General features: G+C 38.2%; 19 protein-coding genes. 14 read left to right on the forward strand and 5 right to left on the reverse strand.

The window, feature by feature from the left end; genetic code table 11:
• The first annotated feature begins 120 nt into the window (after window positions 1–120).
• From NST02_RS11930 to NST02_RS11945, 4 genes are all read left to right on the forward strand, one after another.
• On the forward strand, window positions 121–1008 hold the full coding sequence (locus NST02_RS11930) for a carbon-nitrogen hydrolase family protein (RefSeq protein WP_095306352.1): 888 nt from the start codon (window positions 121–123) through the stop codon (window positions 1006–1008).
• Window positions 998–1672: a GNAT family N-acetyltransferase gene (locus tag NST02_RS11935; RefSeq protein WP_095306314.1), complete on the forward strand. Its 675-nt coding sequence runs from the start codon at window positions 998–1000 to the stop codon at window positions 1670–1672. Before NST02_RS11930 ends, NST02_RS11935 begins: the two co-directional genes overlap by 11 nt.
• 432 nt (window positions 1673–2104) lie before the next feature.
• Window positions 2105–3229 carry a glutamate 5-kinase gene (gene proB / locus NST02_RS11940; protein ID WP_095306313.1) on the forward strand — a complete coding sequence of 375 codons (1125 nt, stop codon included), beginning with the start codon at window positions 2105–2107 and terminating at the stop codon, window positions 3227–3229.
• Window positions 3222–4469, forward strand: a complete 1248-nt coding sequence (locus NST02_RS11945) for a glutamate-5-semialdehyde dehydrogenase (protein WP_137743098.1) — start codon at window positions 3222–3224, stop codon at window positions 4467–4469. The genes proB and NST02_RS11945 overlap by 8 nt, the downstream gene beginning before the upstream one ends.
• A 135-nt stretch (window positions 4470–4604) precedes the next feature.
• Here NST02_RS11945 and NST02_RS11950 read toward each other — a convergent pair whose 3' ends face one another.
• Genes NST02_RS11950 through pxpB form a run of 3 tightly spaced genes read right to left on the reverse strand, consistent with a single transcriptional unit; the run spans window position 4605 to window position 7044 of the window.
• Window positions 4605–5375 (reverse strand): LamB/YcsF family protein, encoded by a 771-nt coding sequence (locus NST02_RS11950; RefSeq protein WP_095306311.1) that lies wholly within the window; start codon window positions 5373–5375, stop codon window positions 4605–4607.
• 14 nt (window positions 5376–5389) lie between these two features.
• Window positions 5390–6364, reverse strand: a complete 975-nt coding sequence (locus NST02_RS11955; RefSeq protein WP_095306310.1) for a 5-oxoprolinase subunit C family protein — start codon at window positions 6362–6364, stop codon at window positions 5390–5392.
• A gap of 2 nt (window positions 6365–6366) precedes the next feature.
• Complete coding sequence (gene pxpB / locus NST02_RS11960; protein WP_095306309.1) at window positions 6367–7044, reverse strand: 5-oxoprolinase subunit PxpB; 678 nt, start codon at window positions 7042–7044, stop codon at window positions 6367–6369.
• 305 nt (window positions 7045–7349) lie between these two features.
• On the opposite strand from pxpB, the gene NST02_RS11965 reads away from it, so the two are divergent.
• On the forward strand, window positions 7350–9461 hold the full coding sequence (locus tag NST02_RS11965) for a peptidoglycan D,D-transpeptidase FtsI family protein (protein ID WP_095306308.1): 2112 nt from the start codon (window positions 7350–7352) through the stop codon (window positions 9459–9461).
• Window positions 9462–9500: 39 nt separating this feature from the next.
• Here NST02_RS11965 and NST02_RS11970 read toward each other — a convergent pair whose 3' ends face one another.
• Together NST02_RS11970 and NST02_RS11975 are read right to left on the reverse strand one after the other, a co-directional pair.
• Window positions 9501–9698, reverse strand: coding sequence for an alpha/beta-type small acid-soluble spore protein (locus NST02_RS11970; protein WP_095306307.1), 198 nt, complete (start codon window positions 9696–9698; stop codon window positions 9501–9503).
• A gap of 122 nt (window positions 9699–9820) precedes the next feature.
• Window positions 9821–10618 carry a formate/nitrite transporter family protein gene (locus tag NST02_RS11975; RefSeq protein ID WP_095306306.1) on the reverse strand — a complete coding sequence of 266 codons (798 nt, stop codon included), beginning with the start codon at window positions 10616–10618 and terminating at the stop codon, window positions 9821–9823.
• A gap of 329 nt (window positions 10619–10947) precedes the next feature.
• Here NST02_RS11975 and NST02_RS11980 point away from each other — a divergent pair, with 329 nt between their 5' ends.
• The 9 genes from NST02_RS11980 (at window position 10948) to NST02_RS12020 (ending at window position 21822) form a co-directional block, all read left to right on the forward strand.
• Window positions 10948–12495 (forward strand): spore germination protein, encoded by a 1548-nt coding sequence (locus NST02_RS11980; RefSeq protein ID WP_235879423.1) that lies wholly within the window; start codon window positions 10948–10950, stop codon window positions 12493–12495.
• A gap of 19 nt (window positions 12496–12514) precedes the next feature.
• Window positions 12515–13669, forward strand: a complete 1155-nt coding sequence (locus NST02_RS11985) for a Ger(x)C family spore germination protein (protein WP_170943504.1) — start codon at window positions 12515–12517, stop codon at window positions 13667–13669.
• Window positions 13670–13673: 4 nt separating this feature from the next.
• Window positions 13674–13895 carry a TMEM128 family protein gene (locus tag NST02_RS11990; RefSeq protein WP_095306303.1) on the forward strand — a complete coding sequence of 74 codons (222 nt, stop codon included), beginning with the start codon at window positions 13674–13676 and terminating at the stop codon, window positions 13893–13895.
• Window positions 13892–14992 (forward strand): GerAB/ArcD/ProY family transporter, encoded by a 1101-nt coding sequence (locus NST02_RS11995; protein WP_095306302.1) that lies wholly within the window; start codon window positions 13892–13894, stop codon window positions 14990–14992. Before NST02_RS11990 ends, NST02_RS11995 begins: the two co-directional genes overlap by 4 nt.
• Before the next feature lie 587 nt (window positions 14993–15579).
• Window positions 15580–16389 carry a zinc transporter ZupT gene (zupT, locus tag NST02_RS12000; RefSeq protein WP_095306301.1) on the forward strand — a complete coding sequence of 270 codons (810 nt, stop codon included), beginning with the start codon at window positions 15580–15582 and terminating at the stop codon, window positions 16387–16389.
• 440 nt (window positions 16390–16829) lie between these two features.
• Window positions 16830–17333 carry a shikimate kinase gene (locus NST02_RS12005; protein WP_170211223.1) on the forward strand — a complete coding sequence of 168 codons (504 nt, stop codon included), beginning with the start codon at window positions 16830–16832 and terminating at the stop codon, window positions 17331–17333.
• A 28-nt stretch (window positions 17334–17361) separates the two neighbouring features.
• On the forward strand, window positions 17362–18060 hold the full coding sequence (gene pssA / locus NST02_RS12010; protein WP_095306351.1) for a CDP-diacylglycerol--serine O-phosphatidyltransferase: 699 nt from the start codon (window positions 17362–17364) through the stop codon (window positions 18058–18060).
• Window positions 18061–18197: 137 nt separating this feature from the next.
• Window positions 18198–18650 (forward strand): MarR family winged helix-turn-helix transcriptional regulator, encoded by a 453-nt coding sequence (locus tag NST02_RS12015; RefSeq protein WP_095306299.1) that lies wholly within the window; start codon window positions 18198–18200, stop codon window positions 18648–18650.
• A gap of 43 nt (window positions 18651–18693) precedes the next feature.
• Window positions 18694–21822 (forward strand): MMPL family transporter, encoded by a 3129-nt coding sequence (locus tag NST02_RS12020; RefSeq protein ID WP_095306298.1) that lies wholly within the window; start codon window positions 18694–18696, stop codon window positions 21820–21822.
• Window positions 21823–21857 lie beyond the last annotated feature (35 nt).

Genomic DNA, 21857 nt, shown 5'->3' on the forward strand with positions numbered 1-21857 from the left:
ATTTGAACGTAGAACTTACTTCATTGGATCGTAACGTGACTCAAAAACAACTTACTAGTCATGGAGAAGGTGTGAATTTTTAGCAGAAATAGTGAAGTCAAGAATAAGGGGGAATGAATGGTGAAGCTTCGTGTTTCAGCAGTACAATATCAATTGCAAACAGTCAGCTCTTTTGAGGAGTTTGCTAATCAATGTGTTCATTATGTAAAAACGGCTCAAGAGTTTGGAGCGGAATTTGTTCTTTTTCCAGAATTTTTTACAACTCAACTACTATCAATTGGAGATGACGAAGGTGCTCCGCTTACAATAAATGATTTACCGCGATTTACAGAGCTATATGTAAAGTTGTTTTCAGAATTGGCAAAAACAACAAATATGCATATCATTGGCGGCACCCATGTAATTGAAAGAGGCGGTAAACTATATAATGTAGCCCACCTATTCTATCCAGATGGAAGGATAGGAGAACAAGCGAAGCTTCATATTACCCCAACAGAAGTTGATGAATGGAATATGTCGTCAGGTGACGATTTCAAAATCTTTGATACAGATAAAGGCAAAATTGCCATTTTAACTTGCTATGACATTGAGTTTCCTGAAATTGTTCGGATGGCGAAGGCGAAAGGTGCGGATGTTATTTTTTGTCCGTCATGTACAGATGATCGCCACGGTTTTCATCGGGTTCGTTATACGAGTCATGCGAGAGCGATTGAAAATCAAATCTATGTGGTTGTGACAGGTACAGTTGGTTCGTTGCCAACAGTAGATTTTATGAGAGCAAACTTTGGTCAGGCAGCAGTTATTACTCCGAATGATATTCCGTTTCCGCCAAAAGGAATCATGGTTGAAGGAGAATTAAATAATGATATGGTCGTAACTGCAGACCTGGATTTATCTCTTCTTTATGAAGTAAGAGAAAGAGGGGCGGTAACGACATGGAGAGATCGTCGTACCGATCTTTATGTTGATTGGGAAAAATCGAGCAAGGGTGAAATGAATGAGCTATAGAAGTGAATTCTATGTCTTTGATAATGGGATAACTTTTCCTGCTGTGATAAGAAATTACGATATCAATGATTTTGATCAACTTATCGAAATTCAATCGGAATGTTTTCCCCCGCCGTTCCCATCGGATCTTTGGTGGAATAAGGAGCAATTAAAAAACCATACGGCATTGTTTCCGGAAGGGGCGATTTGTATGGAAATTGATGGGGAGCTTGCCGGCTCATTAACAGGTTTGTTAGTTCATTTTGACCCAAGTGCACCTACCCATACATGGGAGGAAATCACCGACAACGGATATATTAGAACGCATTTACCAACAGGAAACACTTTATACATTGTTGACATTAGCGTTCGGCCAAAATTCAGAAAACTAGGCTTAGGGAAAATGATGATGCAAGCCATGTATCATCTTGTTATTCAAAAGGGGCTCGACCGTTTACTTGGTGGTGGAAGAATGCCGGGCTATCATTTGTTTGCAGAACGATTAAGCCCTGAGCAGTATGTGGATGAAGTCGTATCAGGAAAAATAAAAGATCCGGTCATATCGTTTCTATTAAAATGTGGCAGAACCCCAATCGGGCTAGTGAAAAATTATTTAGAAGACGAAGAATCTCATCATTACGGGGTATTAATGGAATGGAAGAACCCCTTTCAAAATATTAAATGATAAGAGACAGGGACACAAGAAGGTGAATTTGAGCGTACTCAAATTCACCTTCTTCTATTCATTCTGACACTCTGTTGGCCATGCTCTCGGCAATAACGCTATTTTTAATGAAAAATCCTCTTGACATCTAATCGTTAACTGGGCATAATATATAAAAATATTGAACGTTTATGAAGGACTAGTACGCATCGTGTGGAAGTGTCAGAGATTGGGGTTTATGAGCTGAGAGATCCCATCACGAAAGCCTTGTGGAACCTACCTTCAGAGTCCTATGCAAACATAGGCGTTTTCTCAGCGTTATTGAGGTAAAGTGGAATGTAGTCTAAAAGCATTCAACCAAGGTGGTACCACGGAGAGCTAAACCCTTTTCGTCCTTAATTTATAGGACGGAAAGGGTTTTTTGATTTTTAGTTAAAGGAGAAGCAACAGCATATGAATAAAAAACGAATTGTCGTTAAAATTGGTAGTAGTTCGTTAACGAATGCAAATGGGGAGATTGCGGAAGGAAAGCTTAAAGACCATGTAAAAGCAATTGTTTCGGCTAGGCGGGCAGGACATGAGATTATTCTTGTATCTTCTGGTGCAGTTGCAGCTGGCTTCAAGAAGCTTGGCTATCCTGCAAGACCTGTTAAGTTAAAAGGGAAACAAGCTGCTGCAGCCGTGGGACAAAGTTTATTAATACAAACCTATGCAAAAGAGCTAGCTCCTTTCGGGATTACACCTGCACAGATTCTGTTAACGAGGAATGATTTTTCCAAAAAGGATCGTTATCGCAATGCTTATTCGACCATTTCTGAGCTTTTGGCACGTGGAATTCTTCCAATCATAAATGAAAATGATACAGTCTCGGTTGAAGAACTAACCTTTGGAGATAATGATATGCTTTCTGCACTTGTGAGTGGAATGCTCCATGCTGACCAGCTGATCATTTTGACTGATATTAATGGGTTATATGATCGTGATCCACGTGATGATTATAATGCAAAACGTTTTGATTTTTTAGAGGATGTATCGGAAGAAATGATGGAGGCTGCAAAGGGGACGGGCTCAAATGTTGGAACAGGGGGCATGAAATCGAAGCTATTGGCTGCAAAAACAGCCATTTCTTTAGGGGTGAAGGTATTCATAGGTTTAGGGAAAGGGGAAGACAAATTATTGCGAATTCTTACTGGATTTGGAGATGGAACATACATCGGAACCGAAATGCTCTCCTCCGTCAAGAATAATAAGCAATGGATTTCCCTACATTCACCAATAGCCGGGAAGTTATTTATTGATCAAGGTGCTGAAAAAGCTTTGTTGTCACAAGGGAGCAGCTTACTGCCAGCAGGAATTTATGGGGTTGATGGAGTATTTGATAAAGGAAATGTTGTTGAGGTCTACGGAAGAAACGGTTTATTAGGAAAAGGAGAGGTTTTATACTCATCCGATGAAATCCGGAAGCTAATGGGGAAAGGGCGAGAAGAACTCAAATTTGAAAAAGTTTACATCACTAATGAGGTTATCCATCGCGATCAATGGGTGCAAATATATGAAGGGAGAGATGAACATGAGTGAGGTCATTTTTAAAGGTGAGAAGGCTAAAGTAGCAAGTCATCAGCTAGTAGGGGTCACAACGGAGGAAAAAAATAAAGCTTTGCAGAAAATTGCTAATAAATTAAGATCGGAAACAGACCAACTCCTTGCAGAAAATGATAAAGATTTACAAGCTGGAAAAATGAAAGGACTGTCAGATAATATTTTAGATCGGATCATGCTGAATGCTAAGCGAATTGACGATATGGCAAATGCGATTGAACTGTTGGTCAAGCTAACGGATCCAATTGGAGAAAATTTAGAAACAATCAACAAAGAAAATGGTTTATTGATTAAGAAAAAGCGCGTCCCAATTGGAGTGATTGGCATGATCTATGAGGCACGTCCTAATGTGACGGTTGATGCAGCGACCTTGTCGATAAAAACAGGAAATGCAGTTGTTTTAAGAGGTAGCTCCTCAGCTTATTATTCAAATAAAGCACTTGTGCAGGTGATTCATCAAGCCCTCGAAGAAACTGCGATTCCACTTGATGCTGTACAGCTTATTGAGGATACAAGTCGTGAGACAGCGAAACAATTATTTACATTAAATGAGTACTTGGATGTCCTTATTCCTCGAGGAGGAAAAAGCTTAATTGAAACGGTAGTACGTGAATCTACTGTGCCCGTTTTAGAAACAGGTGCAGGAAATTGCCATGTTTACATTGATGAGTCGGGGATTTATGAAATGGCTGAAAGCATTGTTATTAATGCAAAAACTCAGCGCCCTTCTGTGTGCAATGCGATTGAGACGGTACTGATTCATGAAAAATGGTTTCAGCAATACGGCTTGAAGCTACTTGCCACGTTAACAAACCATGAAGTGGAGGTTTATGGCGATCAAAAGGTAGTTCAGTCTTATAGGAGGGCTAAACGAGCAACAGAGGAAGATTGGGGGACGGAGTTTTTAGCTCTTAAGCTTAGCGTGAAAATTGTGGATAATGTTCATGAAGCAATTGAACATATTAACCGATATGGGACAAAACATTCGGAGACAATTGTAACAGAAACAAATGAAAATGCTGAGGCCTTTCTAATGCAGGTTGATGCGGCAGCAGTTTATCATAATGCTTCAACTAGATTCACTGATGGATTTGAGTTTGGCTATGGTGCAGAAATTGGGATCAGTACGCAAAAATTGCACGCCCGAGGCCCGATGGGACTCGAAGCGTTAACATCAAGTAAGTACTTCATTTATGGCAGCGGACAAATTAGGGAATGATTATATTCCTTTTTCCAATTAGTGTGAACGATTGAATGAACTCCTTCAAAAGTAAACCTGCCTGTTTAAAATCATATCTTTACCTTGAGAGGAAAACCGTCCCGGTATACTCATGAAGAAGGGGTTCATTTTTTGCTATTTTCTATTTTGTAAAAAGTTACGTATCGTAATTCCGTTTTCTACTAAACTAACGGAAATTTCCCTTGCTATCGCTAAGGCGTTTTCTCCATCTCCGTGAAGGCAAATGGTATCTGCTTTTATATCGATATCAAGACCTTCGTTAGATTTTATTTTTCCTTCCTTTACGATACGGATCGCTTGTTTTGCTGCTGCTTTCTTGTCGCTTAGGACACTATTTACTTCGTATCGTGAAGCTAATGAACCGTCGCACATATATGTGCGATCAGAAAAAGCTTCTGCAGCTGTTTGCAAACCAAATTTTTTTCCTGCCTCAATGAGGGCGCTGCCCGCAAGTCCGAAAAGAATTAGTTCGTTATTGACTTTATAAATTGCTTTTGCAATGGCTTCAGCTAATTGTTTATTTTTTGCAGCCATATTATAAAGTGCACCGTGCGGCTTGACATGCTGCATTACTCCGCCCTCTGCGGTAATAAAGCCCTGTAAGGCGCCAATTTGATAGATGACTAAATCATATGCTTCTTCGGGATTGATATTGATTTCTCTGCGACCAAATCCATTAAGATCGGGAAGTCCAGGGTGGGCACCGATCGCTATATTTTTATTAATGGCTAGGAGTACGGTTTCTCGCATAATTCTAGGGTCGCCCCCATGAAAACCGCAAGCGATATTTACGCTCGTCACATAGTTCATGATTTCTGCATCGTTTCCAAGCTTATAATGACCATAACCTTCTCCAATATCACAGTTCAGATCAATGGTATACATGGCTATTTTCCTCCTTAGCTGTATTTGAGGCGAATTCCTGTTTTTATCAGTTGTAAGTATCGTTCTCTTTGTCTCAAAAGTTGTTGCGCTTTTTCGATGGTTATCAATTCAAAATCAATTCGATCGCCTGGTTTCATTTGCGCAAGAGAAGGGAAATCGACGGACGCAACCTGAGCGATCTTCGGATATCCGCCTGTCGTTTGCCGGTCAGCAAGAAGTATAATTGGCTGCCCATCTGTTGTAATTTGAATCGTTCCAAATGTGACGGCTTCTGACAACATCTCTTCATCTCTTTGCAATGCTAGTGGTGTTCCTTTTAGGCGATAGCCCATTCGATCTGATTCTGTCGTTATCGTGTATTGGTATTTAAAAAAATTCGTTCTGCTTATATTCGTGAATTCCTCATATTGTCGTCCTTTCATGACACGGATTAGTTTTTTGGAGTACATTCTTTGATAGGGGACTGACCAGTTTGCAACCGTGCTTCCAGTCAACTTTTCAAAAATTCTTTTATTTAGTTTACTAAAAGGACCAAAGGTAAGCTTGTCATTCATCTGTAATGTTCTTCCGTCTACACCGCCAAATTTTCCACGTACATATGTGGAGGCACTTTCCATCACTTTGGGCACATGGAAGCCGCCGCTAACTGCAAGATAGCTTCGAGCACCAGCAAGACATTTGCCAAACGAAATGACGGTATCTTTTTTTATGAGAATACTTTTCCACATCGGTAGAGGTCTTCCATTGATAGATGGTGAAAGATTGCCTCCACAAATCGCTATGACCGCGTCTATATGAAATTGAAGCTGCGGACCATTTAATGTTATTTCCAAAATGGGGCTGTTCTCGCAGTTTCCTACTAAATAATTAGCGATGCGGTGGGCATAATCGTCCAATACTCCACTTACCACAACACCATCTTTTTGATATCCATATCTCCCTTGGTCTTGAACAGTAGTAAAGAAGCCGCGTTTAAGTACTGTCAACATTGTCAATTCACCCATTCATAATATTCATTTCGCGAAATAGGAATAAATTTAATTTTATCACCTGCCTTTAAAAAAGCTGGTTTTTGTTTGTCAATTTGAAATAAACGTACTGGAGTGCGACCGATGATTTGCCAACCTCCTGGTGAATCGATTGAATAAATGCCTGTTTGTTTACCAGCAATGCCAACTGAGCCAGCTGCAATATTTAACCGAGGCGATTTCTTTCTAGGTGCTGCTATTTTTTCTGACATTCCACCAATATAGGGAAATCCAGGAGAAAAACCAATCATATAAACTAAATAGTTACCATTTGCGTGGATGTTAATCACTTCTTTTTTAGTCAAGCTATTAACGTCAGCAACAAACTCTAGATCTGGACCAAATTCGTCTCCATAACAGACAGGAATAGTGACGATGTGCTGGTTGATTGCGTTGTGCTCTTCCATATTTAAGACGATCTTGTTAAGCTCTAGACAGGCTTCCTTATATAGAATTTCTGTTGGTTTATAAATGATCGTGATCGTCGTAAAAGCTGGAATATATTCAACCATCCATGAAGGCGGTGAATGCTCGAGAACATTTGTTATTTTTTGAATTTGCTGATGGGTTTTCGGGTCAATAACTTTGCCAAATTCCAGCAAGAGCGCATGGTCTCCCATTGGATAGAGCTGAAAGTTCATTAAAATTTCACCATTCTTTTATTAATTTTTAAAACTATTATAGTATGATAGAAAAAATTTTCATATATTTGAGGAAATGGTTTATTTGGTTCAATGGGTCTGAAACGAAGGTTTCAAAGGAATTGAGCCAAAGTCAACACCGACATATAACAAAATTTAATACTTTAATGTTATCACATCTATAAAATGAATGATGAACATCGTGTGAACAAATGCCGACTAACTAAAAATTCTTGAAAATAAGAAACTTTTTCCATAATTTAAGAGTCTAATATAGAGAATAATTATGAGAGAGGAGGGTAAATATGTATCCAGAAAAAAAGAAGAAGAAGTCCAATATTCCTATTCGTGTTAATATTTTATTTTTTGCTATTTTTGCCATGTTCTCCCTACTGGTGCTCCGATTAGGCGTCGTGCAAATTGTTCATGGAGAAAATTATAAAAAGGAAATCGAGCGTACCGAAGATGTGATCATCAGCCAACCTGTGCCCCGTGGCAGAATGTTTGATCGAAATGGCGAAATTATTGTTGATAATACGCCGAAAAATGCCATTACATACACCAACTATGGAGTAAGTGCGAAAGAGATGCTGAAAGTGGCAGAAAAGCTTGCTTTACTCATTGACTTTGAGCCAAAAAGAGTGCAGGAACGAGACAAAAAGGATTATTGGCTGATCAAAAACCCTGAACGTGGCGATGAAAAAGTTCCTGAGAAAGAACGAAAGAAGTTAAAGGACGAGTTAGAGCAGAAAGAATATGATAAAAAAATATATGACTTAAAGCTCGAGCGAATTACAGAAGAAGATTTGGCTGAGCTCAGTGAGCAGGATCTTGAAATAATAGGCATTTATGCGATTTTTAGTAGCGGGTATGCTTTAACTCCACAAATTGTTAAAAATGAAGGGGTAACGGACGAGGAATTTGCGATTGTGAGTGAAAATCTTCAATATTTGCCTGGAGTCGATACGACGACAGATTGGGAACGAACTTATACATTTGATAAAACATTGCGCACCATTCTTGGCGGGGTTACAACGACAAATGAAGGAATTCCGAAAGAACAATTGGAATATTTTTTAGCAAGAGATTACAGTCGTAATGATCGCGTAGGCAAAAGTTATTTAGAGTTGCAGTACGAAGATGTTTTGCATGGACAAAAATCAAAGGTGAAAAACATTACCGACAAAGCGGGAAACACGCTGAGGACAGAAGTAATCTCAGAAGGGCAAAGAGGAAAGGATCTCGTTTTAGCACTTGATATGGATTTACAGCTAGAAACGGAGAAAATTATTGAGAAACATCTAAAAAGCGCGAAACAACTAGGGAATACCGGTTTTCTTGACCGGGCTTTTGTTGTGATGATGGATCCTAATACTGGAGAAGTGTTCACAATGGCGGGCAAACAGCTTGTCAAAAATGAAGAAACGGGAAAAATGGAAATGCAGGATTTTGCTGCCGGTACGATTACAACATCCTACAATGTCGGCTCGACCGTTAAAGGTGCGACGATCATAACTGGACTTCAAACGGGTGCGATTAATACAAATACGTACATCCATGATACACCAGTAAAAATTAAAGGTACGCAGCCAAAAGGTTCGTATAGTAATAATCTAGGAACACTTGATCCAGTTGGAGCACTGAGGGTCTCTTCTAACGTTTATATGTTTCACACTGCCATTCGGATGGCGGGAGCCACGTACCGATACGATCAGCCGCTAAATATCGCTCCAACAGCATTTGATACAATGCGGCAATCTTTTAGCCAGTTCGGCTTGGGTACAAGAACAGGGATTGATCTTCCTAACGAACAAATTGGCTTTAAAGGTGAAGGCACCATACCAGGTCTCCTGTTAGATTTATCGATTGGACAATATGATACGTATACACCGATGCAATTGGCCCAATATGTGTCAACAATTGCCAATGGCGGAAATCGTGTTCAGACCCATGTAGTGAAAGAAATTCGTGAACCAGTTATGGATGGGGACAATGAGCTTGGTCCATTATTTGAAGAAATTCAGCCCCAGATTTTAAACCGATTAGATTTAAAACCGGGGTGGATGGAAACAGTGCAAAAAGGGTTTCGTCAAGTCGTAACTTCTGGTACTGCGAGTAGTTATTTTGCAGACGCTGAATATTTGCCAGCTGGTAAAACTGGTACTGCGCAAGCCTTTTACGATGGACCTCAGCGAAAAAATTATAAAGAGCCACCTGCCGTAATTAATTTAAGCTTCGTTGGCTACGCGCCTTATAATAACCCTGAGGTGGCGATTGCGGTCATCGTCCCTTGGGCTTACACAGGCAAAAATGGTCATCAAGCGAATCTCAAAATTGGAAGAGATGCTCTAGATGCCTATTTTAAGCTAAAAAAAGAACGTGAAGAAAAGAAGAGCCAAGCAGTTGACTCGAATTAACATTAGTCGGAGGCATAGTCATGCCTCCGACTTTGTTTGTTAATGATTTTGGTTGTTTTGTTGCAATTGCTGTTGCCCGAGTCGGACGAGTCGTTTCGTCATCTCGCCCCCAACTGAGCCGTTTGCACGCGCGGTCGTATCTGCACCTAGCTGTACCCCAAACTCATTGGCAATTTCCTCTTTCATTTGGTTAAGAACATTCTCAGAGCCAGGAACCAAAAGTTTGTTTCTTGCCATGATACATCACTTCCTTGCACGTATTGAGCAATCTTTGCATTGCTCATTTTTAATGTAACCGCGTTGTCTTTACAATATGCATTGCTGAATTATGGATGTCATTTTCAAAAAAATCTTTAGGCTCAGTCTTGCTTTTCTTCAACCTCTTCGAAAAAGGGTTTATTGACATAATAATACATATATCCCATTAAAACACTTCCTCCTATTAAATTTCCGAGTGTAACAGGTACTAGATTATGAATAACACCGGCAAAAGAAATGGTGCCTGGGTGATTGAGGACAAGGGCAATCGCAAAAGTACACATATTGGCTATACTGTGCTCATAACCGGAAATAAAAAAGCAAAAAACAAATAGGATCATGACGAAGAGTTTGGCTCCATCCTGTTTTAATGTCATTGGAATAAAAAAAGCTAGGCATACGAGCCAATTACAAAGGATTCCACGAAAAAATAATTCAGTAGTGGGAATATGCATTTTTTTCTCAACAACATCAAGTAAAAAGGCATTTACTGACGTTTCTGCATAAAGCTGTGTTGTTAGAATCAACAGGGCAAATATCATTGCGCCGATAATATTGCCAATATAGCTTAAAGTAAGTAATGTTCCTACATCCATCCATTTCATCTTTTTTCGCAACGCTGCAAATGTAAAATAAAAGGTATTTCCAGTAAATAAATCCCCTCCGCCATAAGCAATTAAAATAATCGCTGCCCCAAAAGTAAAAGCAGCGATTGGATAAGCAATCGGGGAATGTTCATGATAAAAGTATCCGCCTGTCTTAAATGCAACAATAACGCCAAAGCCAATGAACATACTAGCTAATGCTGCCCTTAAAATGTAATGAAGGGGATTGATTTGATAATATTTCTGTTTTTTAAGTGCTAATTTTTCCACTTCCAATAACGGCGTAACTTCCATTTCATCATCCAATCCTGAAAAATTGTTTATCCTATTTTTTGTTAGTTATAAAGAAATATGTATTTGTCCATCTTTTTTATGAGGCTTTGTTATATGTCTGAGTTCACTTTTTGTCCATTTTCTCCTTTTTTCAAGGAAACAGAGGACTTTTCAGGATAGTTAAAAGATTTGTGAAATGAAGCTTCACACAAAATGAGCCAAAGGTCATTTTATCAATAATGTTGTTTAACAAAAGCTCAATAAAACTAAACACACTTCATATAAAAGGTGGAATTGGGGATATTAAGAAAAAATGGAATTGCCAGTTTACAAAGGGAGATGGAAAGCTCTTGCGTCGTCGGTTAATCAAACCAAAAAAAATAAAGGAAAGTATCGAGATTGATAATAAAACAGGGGAGCCAATTTCTGCAGATGTTGAAGAAAATATTGACATAATCAAGTCTTTATTTGAAAGTTGTGCTGATGTAAAATTTCGTTCTTTCAAAGTTCAGGAATATAGCGCTTATCTTATCTATATTGATGGCTTGATTGACAATATGAGCATTCAGTTTAGTGCGTTACACGAGTTATTATCTAAAACACGGATTGAACATCTGAATGCGGATTTCATCCAAGAAAAAATGGTTTCCATTAACGATGTTGTTGAGGCTGATAAACTCGATGAAATTGTTAAGCAAGTGTTGGATGGAAATACAGTATTAATGGTCGATGGCATTGATAAAGCGCTTGTTCTAAATGCTAAAGGCGGAGAGCGTCGTTCAGTTTCGGAGCCGGAAACGGAAACAGCTGTCCGTGGTCCAAGGGAAGGCTTTACAGAAAGCATTGCCGTTAATATTGCTTTAATTAGGCAGAAAATAAAGTCGAGTCATCTAAAATTAATTACGAAAGAAATTGGAACAGAGACTAGAACTATCATCGGACTGATGTTTATCGATCATCTTGCTTCACCTGATTTAGTAGAAGAGGTTGAAAAACGTCTTGAGCGCATTGAAATTGATGGCATCCTTGAAAGTGGGTATATCGAGGAGCTGATCGAGGATGAACCGCGAAGCCTGTTTCCGCAAATTCAAAACACAGAGCGGCCAGATACTGTTGTAGGGAATCTTTTAGAAGGAAGAGTGGCACTGCTTGTCAATGGAAGCCCTTTTACGTTGATACTGCCTGCAACTTTTTGGCAATTTTTACAAGCAAATGAAGATTACTATCATCGCTATCATATTTCACTTTTTATTCGACTTTTAAGGATATTAATGATTTTTTTAGCTTTAATGCTTCCGGCAATCTATATTGCAGTTACGACATACCATCAAGAAATGATTCCAACAAATTTATTGTACAGCATCGCTGCCAGCAGGGAATCGATTCCTTTCCCAGCTTTTGTTGAAGCAATGATTATGGAGATTGCATTTGAATCCTTGCGTGAAGCAGGGCTGCGTTTACCTAAAGTAATTGGACAAGCTGTAAGTATTCTCGGTGCTCTTGTGATTGGACAGGCGGCAGTAGAGGCTGGGATTGTCTCGGCGCCGATGGTGATTATTGTGAGTTTAACAGGAATTGCTTCTTTTACGATTCCCAAGTTTAACTTAGCAATCACCATTCGCATTTTGCGTTTTCCAATGATGCTTCTAGCTGGACTTTTTGGTTTGTTTGGAATAACCCTCGGTTCTATCTTAATCGTGACTCATTTATGCAAACTACGCTCATTTGGAGTTCCATATTTCTCCCCAATAGGTCCGTTTAAGTGGAAAGAGCTTAAAGATGTTTTCATACGAGCTCCTTGGTGGGCAATGGATAAACGGCCAACGCAAACGATAAGCGAAAATGTGCAACGGCAGACGGAGCATATGAGACCGTCGCCATTGAATGATAAGCAATGAGCTTAAAAGGAGTACCGCTATGAATAAAATAGGTAAATTACTGGCATGTATCCTTTGTGTGACAACTCTTGCTGGTTGTTGGGATCGGACAGAAATAAATGATTTGGCATTTGTCATTGCCACTGGGCTTGACAAAGAAGGTGAGAATCGCTTTCGTGCGTCCGTTCAAGTACCCTTGCCGAGTGCGATGGGCGGTCCGAATGGCGGTGGAGGAGGTACTAGTGGAAGCGAACCTTATTACGTAGATTCTGGATTTGGGCGCAATGTTCGTGAAGCGGACGATGATCTGCAAAAAAGAATGTCAAGACAGCTTTTATTTTCACATCGAAGAATCTTTATTTTTGGGGAGGAAATGGCAGCAAGCGGAATTGAACAGACTTTGAACTCAATTTTAGAACATCCTGAATCAAGGCTATCAACATATTTACTTATCGCTAAAGGGGATGCACTTGATATTTTAACGGCCACTCCTCACTTTGAAGAACTGCCTTCGGAAGCTGTGAGAGAAATGGTGAAAACAACACTTAATATTGATACTCGTAATATAATTAATGATCTCAGTCTTCCTGGGAAAGACCCCGTAATTCCTGTGGTGGAAACAGTAAAAACAAAAAACAAGGGGAATGATGAACGAGAGGAAATTCAAATAAACAGTACCGCAATAATGAAAGATGATAAACTCGTCTTTTTTACGAATGAAGAAGAAACGAATGGTATATATTGGCTTTTACAAAAGATGAAGCGAAAGAAGGAGACAATCGCGGTCGATAAGAATTCTGAACTTAATATTGAAATCCTCGACTATAAGATTACACCAACGTATAAAGAGGCTCATGGTCTTCCTGAATTCACCGTTAAGCTCCATGTTGAGGGCATACTTTTACAGAATGAAGCACGGCTTGATTTAGAGGATCTTGAAATATATAAAATGGCGACAAATAAGTTTGAGAGTCATATTAAAAATGAAATTGAAGCAATCATCAGCCATGCTAAATCAGAAGGCGTCGATCCATATGGGCTTGGCTATTCTGTCTATAAGAAGGGTAATCGTTTTTGGGAAAAGCAATTGTCGACTCAATGGAGAGAGCTTTTGCCAAATATAAAAGTGAATGTTGATGTAGAGGCAGACATTGTCAGGATAAACAATAAAGGCATTAAAGTAAGGGAGGTATAGGGAAGTGCAGATTCTCCTCATTTTAATTATTTGTTTGCTCATTTATTTTATTAAAATAAGAAAGCTATTGCTTAAAGATAAGCAGGAGAAACGTTGGTATTTGCTTTTGTCCGCATTATGTATCCTACTGGCAATCGTTCTGATGCTGGAGTTGCCATTGTATGTAGTCACGAGTTTTCTTAACCATACTTTAGGTGAAATCACCAAGCAAGTGATTAAAATATGAAACAAGAACAATTATCTCCATTTCAATTAACTTGTCTCATTGGTAATTTTATTTTTACTGGTGTGATTATATCTGTGCCGCAAATATTAATGGAAATCTCTAAACAAAATACATGGATTGTCATAATGTTTACATATGTTTTGACGACAACGGTTATTTACATAATATGTAGAAAACCAGCAAAATTGGAAAAACTGAAGTCAATATTTTACTTTGATAAAAGACCATGGTTTAAAAACGTTTTTATCAGTGTTCTATTCATGTATTTATTGTTTATTTATATTCGTGATTTCCGAATCTTTAATAGCTTTATTGATGGGATCTTACTTCCAGACACTCCATTTGATATTATTGCATTATTAACAACATTAACATTAATTTATATAAGCTTAACAGGCATTGAAGTCATTGCAAGGGTAACTGTCATTCACTTCATTACCATATCTATAGTTGTTATATTATTGCCATTTTTCTTATTGAACGAAATTCAGTTAGCAAATCTTCTCCCTTTCGGCGGTCTTCATTCAGGTGCTGAAATTTTAAAATCAACATACATATTTTTTCCTTGGATGACGGAAGCGATTGTGATTGTATTTTTATTTGTTTTTTTACATCCTATTTCTCATTTGAAAAAAGCAGGTATAATCGGCATAAGCTGTGGTTTTATTCTTTTATTTATTTTAATTTTTTTAAACATTACTGTACTCGGTGTAGCGATTGCTTCAGAAGCAACTTATCCCAATATTAAATTAATACAGCAAATTAATTTAACAGATTTTTTAGATCGATTGGATTTGGTCATTGAGGTTGTGTGGATTCCGACTATGCTATGTAAGCTATCCTTACTACTATTTACGCTCAATAGATTATTCAATACATTCAGGCGTAAGGATTCCGACTTTGATATCGTTCCGCTTGCACTTTTGCTCAGTTTAACGATTCGCTTATTTAAAAATAATATTGATGCAATTGAATATTCCTTCTTTACCTGGCCGACAAAAGGGTTGTTGCTTGAACTAATTATTGTAACCCTCTTTCTCATGCTGAAAAGGGGGAAGAGCCATAAAAGTAAGGGAAATGGGCAAAAAATATCATAGCATCAATTGGTTTTAATGAAGGTTTTTAGTCAATTTTCGTTCCGATTCAAGATGCCAATTAGATTGAGCTCTTGAATCCGGAACATAACAAATCGGCATCATAGGTGCCTTTCCCCGTTTTTTTTAGGTTAGTGTTGCCTTTGAACTCATTTTCTCTGTGGATTCAGTTTTACTAAAAAGGTTTTTCGAAACGATCGTTTCACACGAAATGAGCCAAAAATCGTTTTATCAATAATTCTGTTGAACAAAGTTTATGTAAAAAACATCCACGGGATGTTCAATACAGATGGTGGTTTTTATTACGTTTACTATCCGTTCGTTATTCAATGATTTATTTTTTGTTAAGTTTATCATAACTGCAATCTTACAGGTTATTTTTTCTGTTTATAATTCCTACAATAATAGTAAGCTAAAATAATTTAAGTTGTCAGGCAAGTTTCATATGAGTTAAAATGTTTACTGGACGAAACATTTTTATATGAATGCATAGCTTCTTGTGTAAAAAAGAGAGTGCACTTCAAGTAAGTAATAAAATAGAATTTTCTCTATGAACAAAATGGGAAAGTCAATTAGAAGGAGAATGAGAAATGGATGAAAATTTATTGCTTGCCTTTGGTCTCACATTAATGGCTGGATTAGCAACAGGTATCGGCAGTGTTCTCGCCTTTTTTACAAAGACAACGAATACTAAGTTCCTTTCTCTTGCTCTTGGTTTTTCCGCTGGTGTGATGATTTATGTTTCGATGATTGAGATTTTTGTTAAGGCAAAGGACGCATTAGTGAGTTCATTAGGTGAAATAGGAGGAAATTGGGCAACGGTTGCTGGTTTTTTTGGGGGGATGCTTCTTATTGCACTTATTGATAAATTTATTCCAAAACAAGGAAATCCCCATGAATTGAAAAAGGTTGAAGACATGGATTCTGACAAGAAAGCTGTGCAGGATTCTGCTCTATTAAAAATGGGGACATTTACAGCACTTGCCATTGCGATCCATAACTTTCCTGAAGGGATCGCAACATTTACGTCCGCTTTGCAAGATCCGGCGCTTGGGGTCCCAATTGCGATTGCGATTGCAATCCACAATATTCCTGAAGGGATCGCAGTATCTGTTCCTGTCTATTTTGCAACAGGGGATCGAAAAAAAGCTTTCAAGCTTTCATTTTTATCAGGTCTATCAGAACCAATCGGTGCCGTGGCAGCATACTTTTTATTAATGCCATTCTTAAATGACATTATGTTTGGCGTTATTTTTGCAGGAGTTGCCGGGATTATGGTCTTTATTTCTCTTGACGAACTATTACCGGCAGCAAAGAAATTTGATGAAGCCCATATTTCTATATACGGTTTAATTGCCGGAATGGGTGTGATGGCTCTTAGCTTACTATTAGTTATCTAAACTGCAAAGATGAAGCTGATTCAATTGCTCTTTCTCCAAGATCGATTGAGTCAGTTTTTTATATCGGTGTTGCTTTTGGACTATTCTCTCTCGATAGGAGAGCATCTATCACTTATGAGAATTTTTTAAAGTCGTGTGAAAAAACGTTTCGTTCCATGTTGCTTAAATAAAGCCTCATTATAAGAGAATGAAATGGTTGCCCTGTCTTTCAACCTTTTTTTGGGGTATAGCATTCTCATCATTATTATAAAAAAGATATTGATAAAAAGAACTGACCAATCCAGATTACTACTAGAAATTAGTGATAATTAAAATTATAATGAGATTACTTGAGCAAAAGTCTGATCATAAATAGTTACGAAAAGACTGCTAGAGGAGTGTAGAAGTTGACAATTAAAGATATCCCGCTCAGAGAAAAATGCATTATTTTTATCGGTTTCATGGGGGTTGGCAAAACAACGATTGGCAGTGAAGTGGCAAAAAAATTGTATCGAGATTTTTATGATGTGGACGTGGAAATTGAGAAAGAATATGGGATGTCTGTAAAGGAAATATTTAAAACCTTCGGCGAAGAGGAATTTCGCAAAAAAGAAAAGGAAATGATATTTAAACTATGTGAGCAACGGCTAAATATCATTTCCTTAGGCGGAGGAGCATTTTTGCAAAGCGAGATAAAAGAGCGCTGTTTAAAAGATGGCATTGTTTTTTTTCTTGATTTATCATGGGATTCATGGAAGGATAGAATCAGTTTGCTGATCGATAGTCGACCAGTACTGCAAGGAAGAACGCTTGAAGAAATTGAAGATCTCTTTCATTCAAGACAGAAAATTTATTCTCTCCATCATTCAAGGGTGGAAACAGATGCTCTGGAAATCGAAGAAATAGCCAATTATATAGTTGACTCCATAAAACTAGCTTGGGATTTATATGAGCCACATAAATAATGTTAAAGGAGTGATCACCTCATTGAGAATAAGACTTGTTAAAGCGATTCCTAACATGTTTACGCTCGGGAATTTATATTGCGGTTTCTTGTCAATTGGTTTTGCCTCGTATGGGGAGTATAAGAATGCAGCGATCCTTATTTTAATTGGGATGATGCTAGACAGTATGGATGGTCGCCTTGCAAGAATGTTAAAAGCTGATAGCATATTAGGAAAAGAATTGGATTCGCTAGCGGATATTGTTTCCTTTGGAGTAGCTCCATCGTTTTTAGTGTATTATACATACTTTTATCAATTTGAGTTAATTGGCTTACTGATTGCAGGACTATTCCCATTGTTTGGTGCATACCGTTTGGCCCGTTTTAATATTAGTACAGATAAGTCCACTCTCAATTATTTTATCGGCGTCCCTATTACTGCAGCTGGTGGTATACTTGCTCTCCTTACATTATTTGGAGGTAGACTTCCCGACATAATTACGACAGTTGTGTATACGGCATTATGCTTTTTGATGGTTAGCAGGATTCGAATTCCAAGTTTGAAAGAAGTGCCTCTTCCAAAATACGGGACTATCGTGACGATATTTTTAGGCTGTCTTCTCTATGTTATCTATAAAGGCACCTATGGAAACTTCCCGTATTTAATCTATATTGCTGCCCCATTATATGTCACATATTTAGCCTATCGCTTTGTGAAAGGCAGGCATAATAAAAAAGAAATCGAATAATGACAAGCCAACTCTTTTGAATTGATGAGAGTTGGTTTTTTCTTTGCCCCATTTATGATCTTGACAGTAAAAAGAAGGATCCTTATAGTTAAATTGTTGAATAGTTAAATGTGTTAATTAATTGGAGGCTGCCACATATGTCAAATGATAATATTCAGCAATTGGTAAATCGTTATGTGGATGTATCTTTTTCAGTAACAAAAAAGGCGGAAGCACTAATTACAGAACAGCTGGGAAGCAATTTAACCCATGATCAGCTCTATATAATTAGATACATAAATCGTGTTGGCTCGTGTACTTCAACCGCTCTTGCAGAAGAGTTTGAAGTGAAGAAAAGTGCTATTACAGCAATAATTAACAGACTGTGGGAAAAAGGATTTATTCAAAGAACGAGAGATGAAAAAGATCGCCGAGTTGTTTATTTAACATTAACAGAAAAAGGTGAGGAATTATTTTGGAAGATTGACAAAAGGATTCAGCAATTAGTAGAAGGGATAATATCTCAATTTGAACCATCTGAAATCGAACAATTTATTAAGACATTTGAGAAATTAAATCATGCTTTAATTGAACAAAGGGATAAAAAATAGAATGTTATCTGCCTGTATAAATTGATCATTTGGGGGTAGGAAAATGAATTTTATTATTAAAAATAAATGGATAGTCTTGACTTTGTGGATTATAGTAGCTATCGGTTTATTTTTTATTGCTCCGAATATGGGGGAGCTTGTACGTGAAAAGGGGCAACTTAAGGTACCGGATGAATATTCATCATCAATAGCTGGAAGGATTTTGCAGGAAGTGCAAGATCAAGAAGGTGGACAGAAAGAAACAACGGTTGCGTTGGTGTTTCATAATGAAGAAAAACTGACCAATGCAAATATAGATGAAGCAGAGCGAGCGATACAACTTTTAGAAGAAAAGAAAGAAGAGCTTGGAATCACGAAAATCTTAACGCATTTTAATGAATCGCTCCTTCAGGATCAGCTTGTTTCAGAAGATGGGAAAGCTATTCTTGCTTCCATTAGTCTAAAATGGGAAGAGCGAGAACAAGGAGAAGTTAAGGAAGCTTTATATCGCGCGTTAGAGGATATAGATGTTGACCATTATTTCACTAGCGAATGGCTGATTAATGAAGATTTGGTCAACAGTTCTCAAGAGGGATTAAAAAAGACAGAAGGGATTACTGTTGTCTTTATTTTAGTTGTCCTGCTCCTAGTCTTTAAATCTTTTATTGCTCCACTGATCCCTTTGGTCACGGTTGGCTTTACCTATTTAACATCGCAATCGATCGTTTCGTTTCTAGTTGATCAATTGAATTTTCCCATTTCAACCTATACACAAATTTTCTTAGTAGCAATCCTCTTTGGAATTGGAACAGACTACTGTATTTTACTATTAAGTCGATTTAAGGAAGAATTATCACAAAGAGAGACAGTAGCTGCTGCTATTGTTGAAACATACCGCAATGCAGGAAGAACTGTTCTATTTAGTGGCATTGCGGTTATGATTGGATTTGCTGCGATTGGTTTTTCCCAATTCATTCTCTACCAATCGGCGGCGGCTGTTGCAGTAGGCGTCGCTATTTTACTGTTAGCTCTCTTTACACTAGTTCCGTTTTTCATGGCAGCGCTTGGAAGTAAGCTCTTTTGGCCATCAAAGAGTAAAGCAGAACATAGCGATAGTAAACTGTGGATGTTAGCAGGAAAGTTTTCATTGGGAAGACCATTCGTATCATTGCTTATTGTAGCAATCATTTGTGTCCCATTTTTGCTTTCTTATGATGGCGAGCTATCCTTCGATTCTATGGAAGAAATAAGTGGAAATGTTGGCTCGATTCAGGCGTTTGATGTAATTGCTGCTAGCTTTAGCCCAGGTGAAGCAATGCCGACGACAATTGTGCTCAAAAATGACGAAGCGCTGGATTCTATTGAGTATATTACCCTTGTCGATCAAATCACGAAGGAATTAGAGAAAGTAGACATGGTTCAAACGGTACGTTCTGTTACAATGCCTACAGGTGAACCGATTGAAGATTTTCTTGTTGCAAAACAAGCGGAGGCACTAGAAGAGGGACTTGATGCTGGTAAAGAGGGAATATTGGAAATTAGCACTGGTTTGCAGGAGGCGAGCCAACAATTAGCTAATTCTGAACCAGAACTTAATGAGGCAGCGAAGGGGATTAATGATTTAATTTCTGGCACTGGTCAGCTACAACATGGTTTAGCTGAAATTGAAATGAATTTGGCCAAAATTGAAAATGGCATTCGCCAAGGATCTGCCGGTTCAACAGAAATTATACAGGGCTTAGAACGAGCAAAAGCAGGAGCAGCGCTATTGCTGGATAAGTATAGAAGTGAGCTTCTGGAAAATTATCAGGTTATAGGTGACAATCTTTCCCAGTTAACTTCAGGATATCAGCAGGTTGCTGCAGCAATGGGCAGTTTAGCAGATACAACAGCTTCACTGTTTAATCATTTGGATAATCATTATGAAGCACTTGCTTCAGATCAGCAATACCAAGTACTAAAAGGAACCATTAATGGGTATTTTCATGGCGTTCCCAATCAACAGCAAGGCTTGTTAAATTCTATCGCTCCATTAAATGATGGGTTATCAAAGCTCAATGAAGGAATGGCGAAAGCAAATACAGGCTTCGATTTAGCGCTGAAAACAGGAAAGAACGAATTGGGGGCAGGGCTCCAGCAGTTAATTGATGGTATTGAGGCCCAAAAAAGAGGATTGAATGCGTTGGCAGATGGTCAAGACTTGATTGTCAGCAATGTACCACAGTTAACTAACGGCTTAGGTAGCGTTAATGAGGGGCAAAAACAGCTCCTTGCTGGATTTGATGATATTAATGGACAGCTATCACTTCTTACAGAAGGACTTGAACAAAGCGCTGATGGTTTAAATCAAGTGTATGAAGGTTTAGGTTCAGCACAAAACTATCTCTCTGGTTTATCAGAGGCTGGAGAAATGAGTGGGCTATACCTTCCGCCTAAATTGTTAGAAAGTGACGATTTCATTCAAGTGCTAGACACATATATGTCAAAAGATCGTAAAATAATGACAATGGATGTCATTTTTGACGCAAGTCCATACTCTAATCAAGCAATCGCTCAAGTTGATGAAATGAAGGAAGCGGTAAAGCGTGCCACTAAGGGTACGAAATTAGAGAATGCGATTGTGGCCGTAGGCGGTATTACTAGCACAAACGCTGATTTAAGCACGATGTCGGGGAAGGATTACTCTAGAACAGTGGTATATATGTTGATTGGGATTGCCATTATATTAGTCTTTCTTTTCCGTTCATTAATCATGCCTCTTTACATCATTGGTTCTCTTATTCTTACGTACTTTACTTCGATGGCGGTTAATGAAGTATTATTTGTCAATCTATTAGGCTATGCCGGTATAAGCTGGGCGGTACCGTTTTTTGCCTTTGTCATCCTTGTTGCTCTAGGTGTAGACTATAGCATCTTTCTCATGGATCGCTTCAATGAATATAAAGATCTATTAATCGCTCAGGCAATGTTTATGGCTATGAAAAAAATGGGAACGGTCATTATTTCAGCGGCTGTTATTTTAGGTGGTACTTTTGCAGCAATGATTCCTTCTGGGATGTTGTCCTTATTACAAATTGCATCCATTACCATTGTCGGATTATTTTTGTATGCTTTCGTTGTACTGCCGCTATTTATTCCTGTCATGGTCAAAAACTTTGGCGAGGCAAACTGGTGGCCATTTAAAAGAGCTTAATAATTTTGAAGCACGGTTATGCCGTGCTTCTTTTT

The sequence above is a fragment of the Robertmurraya sp. FSL W8-0741 genome (assembly GCF_038004005.1).
Taxonomy (GTDB): domain Bacteria; phylum Bacillota; class Bacilli; order Bacillales; family Cytobacillaceae; genus Robertmurraya; species Robertmurraya siralis.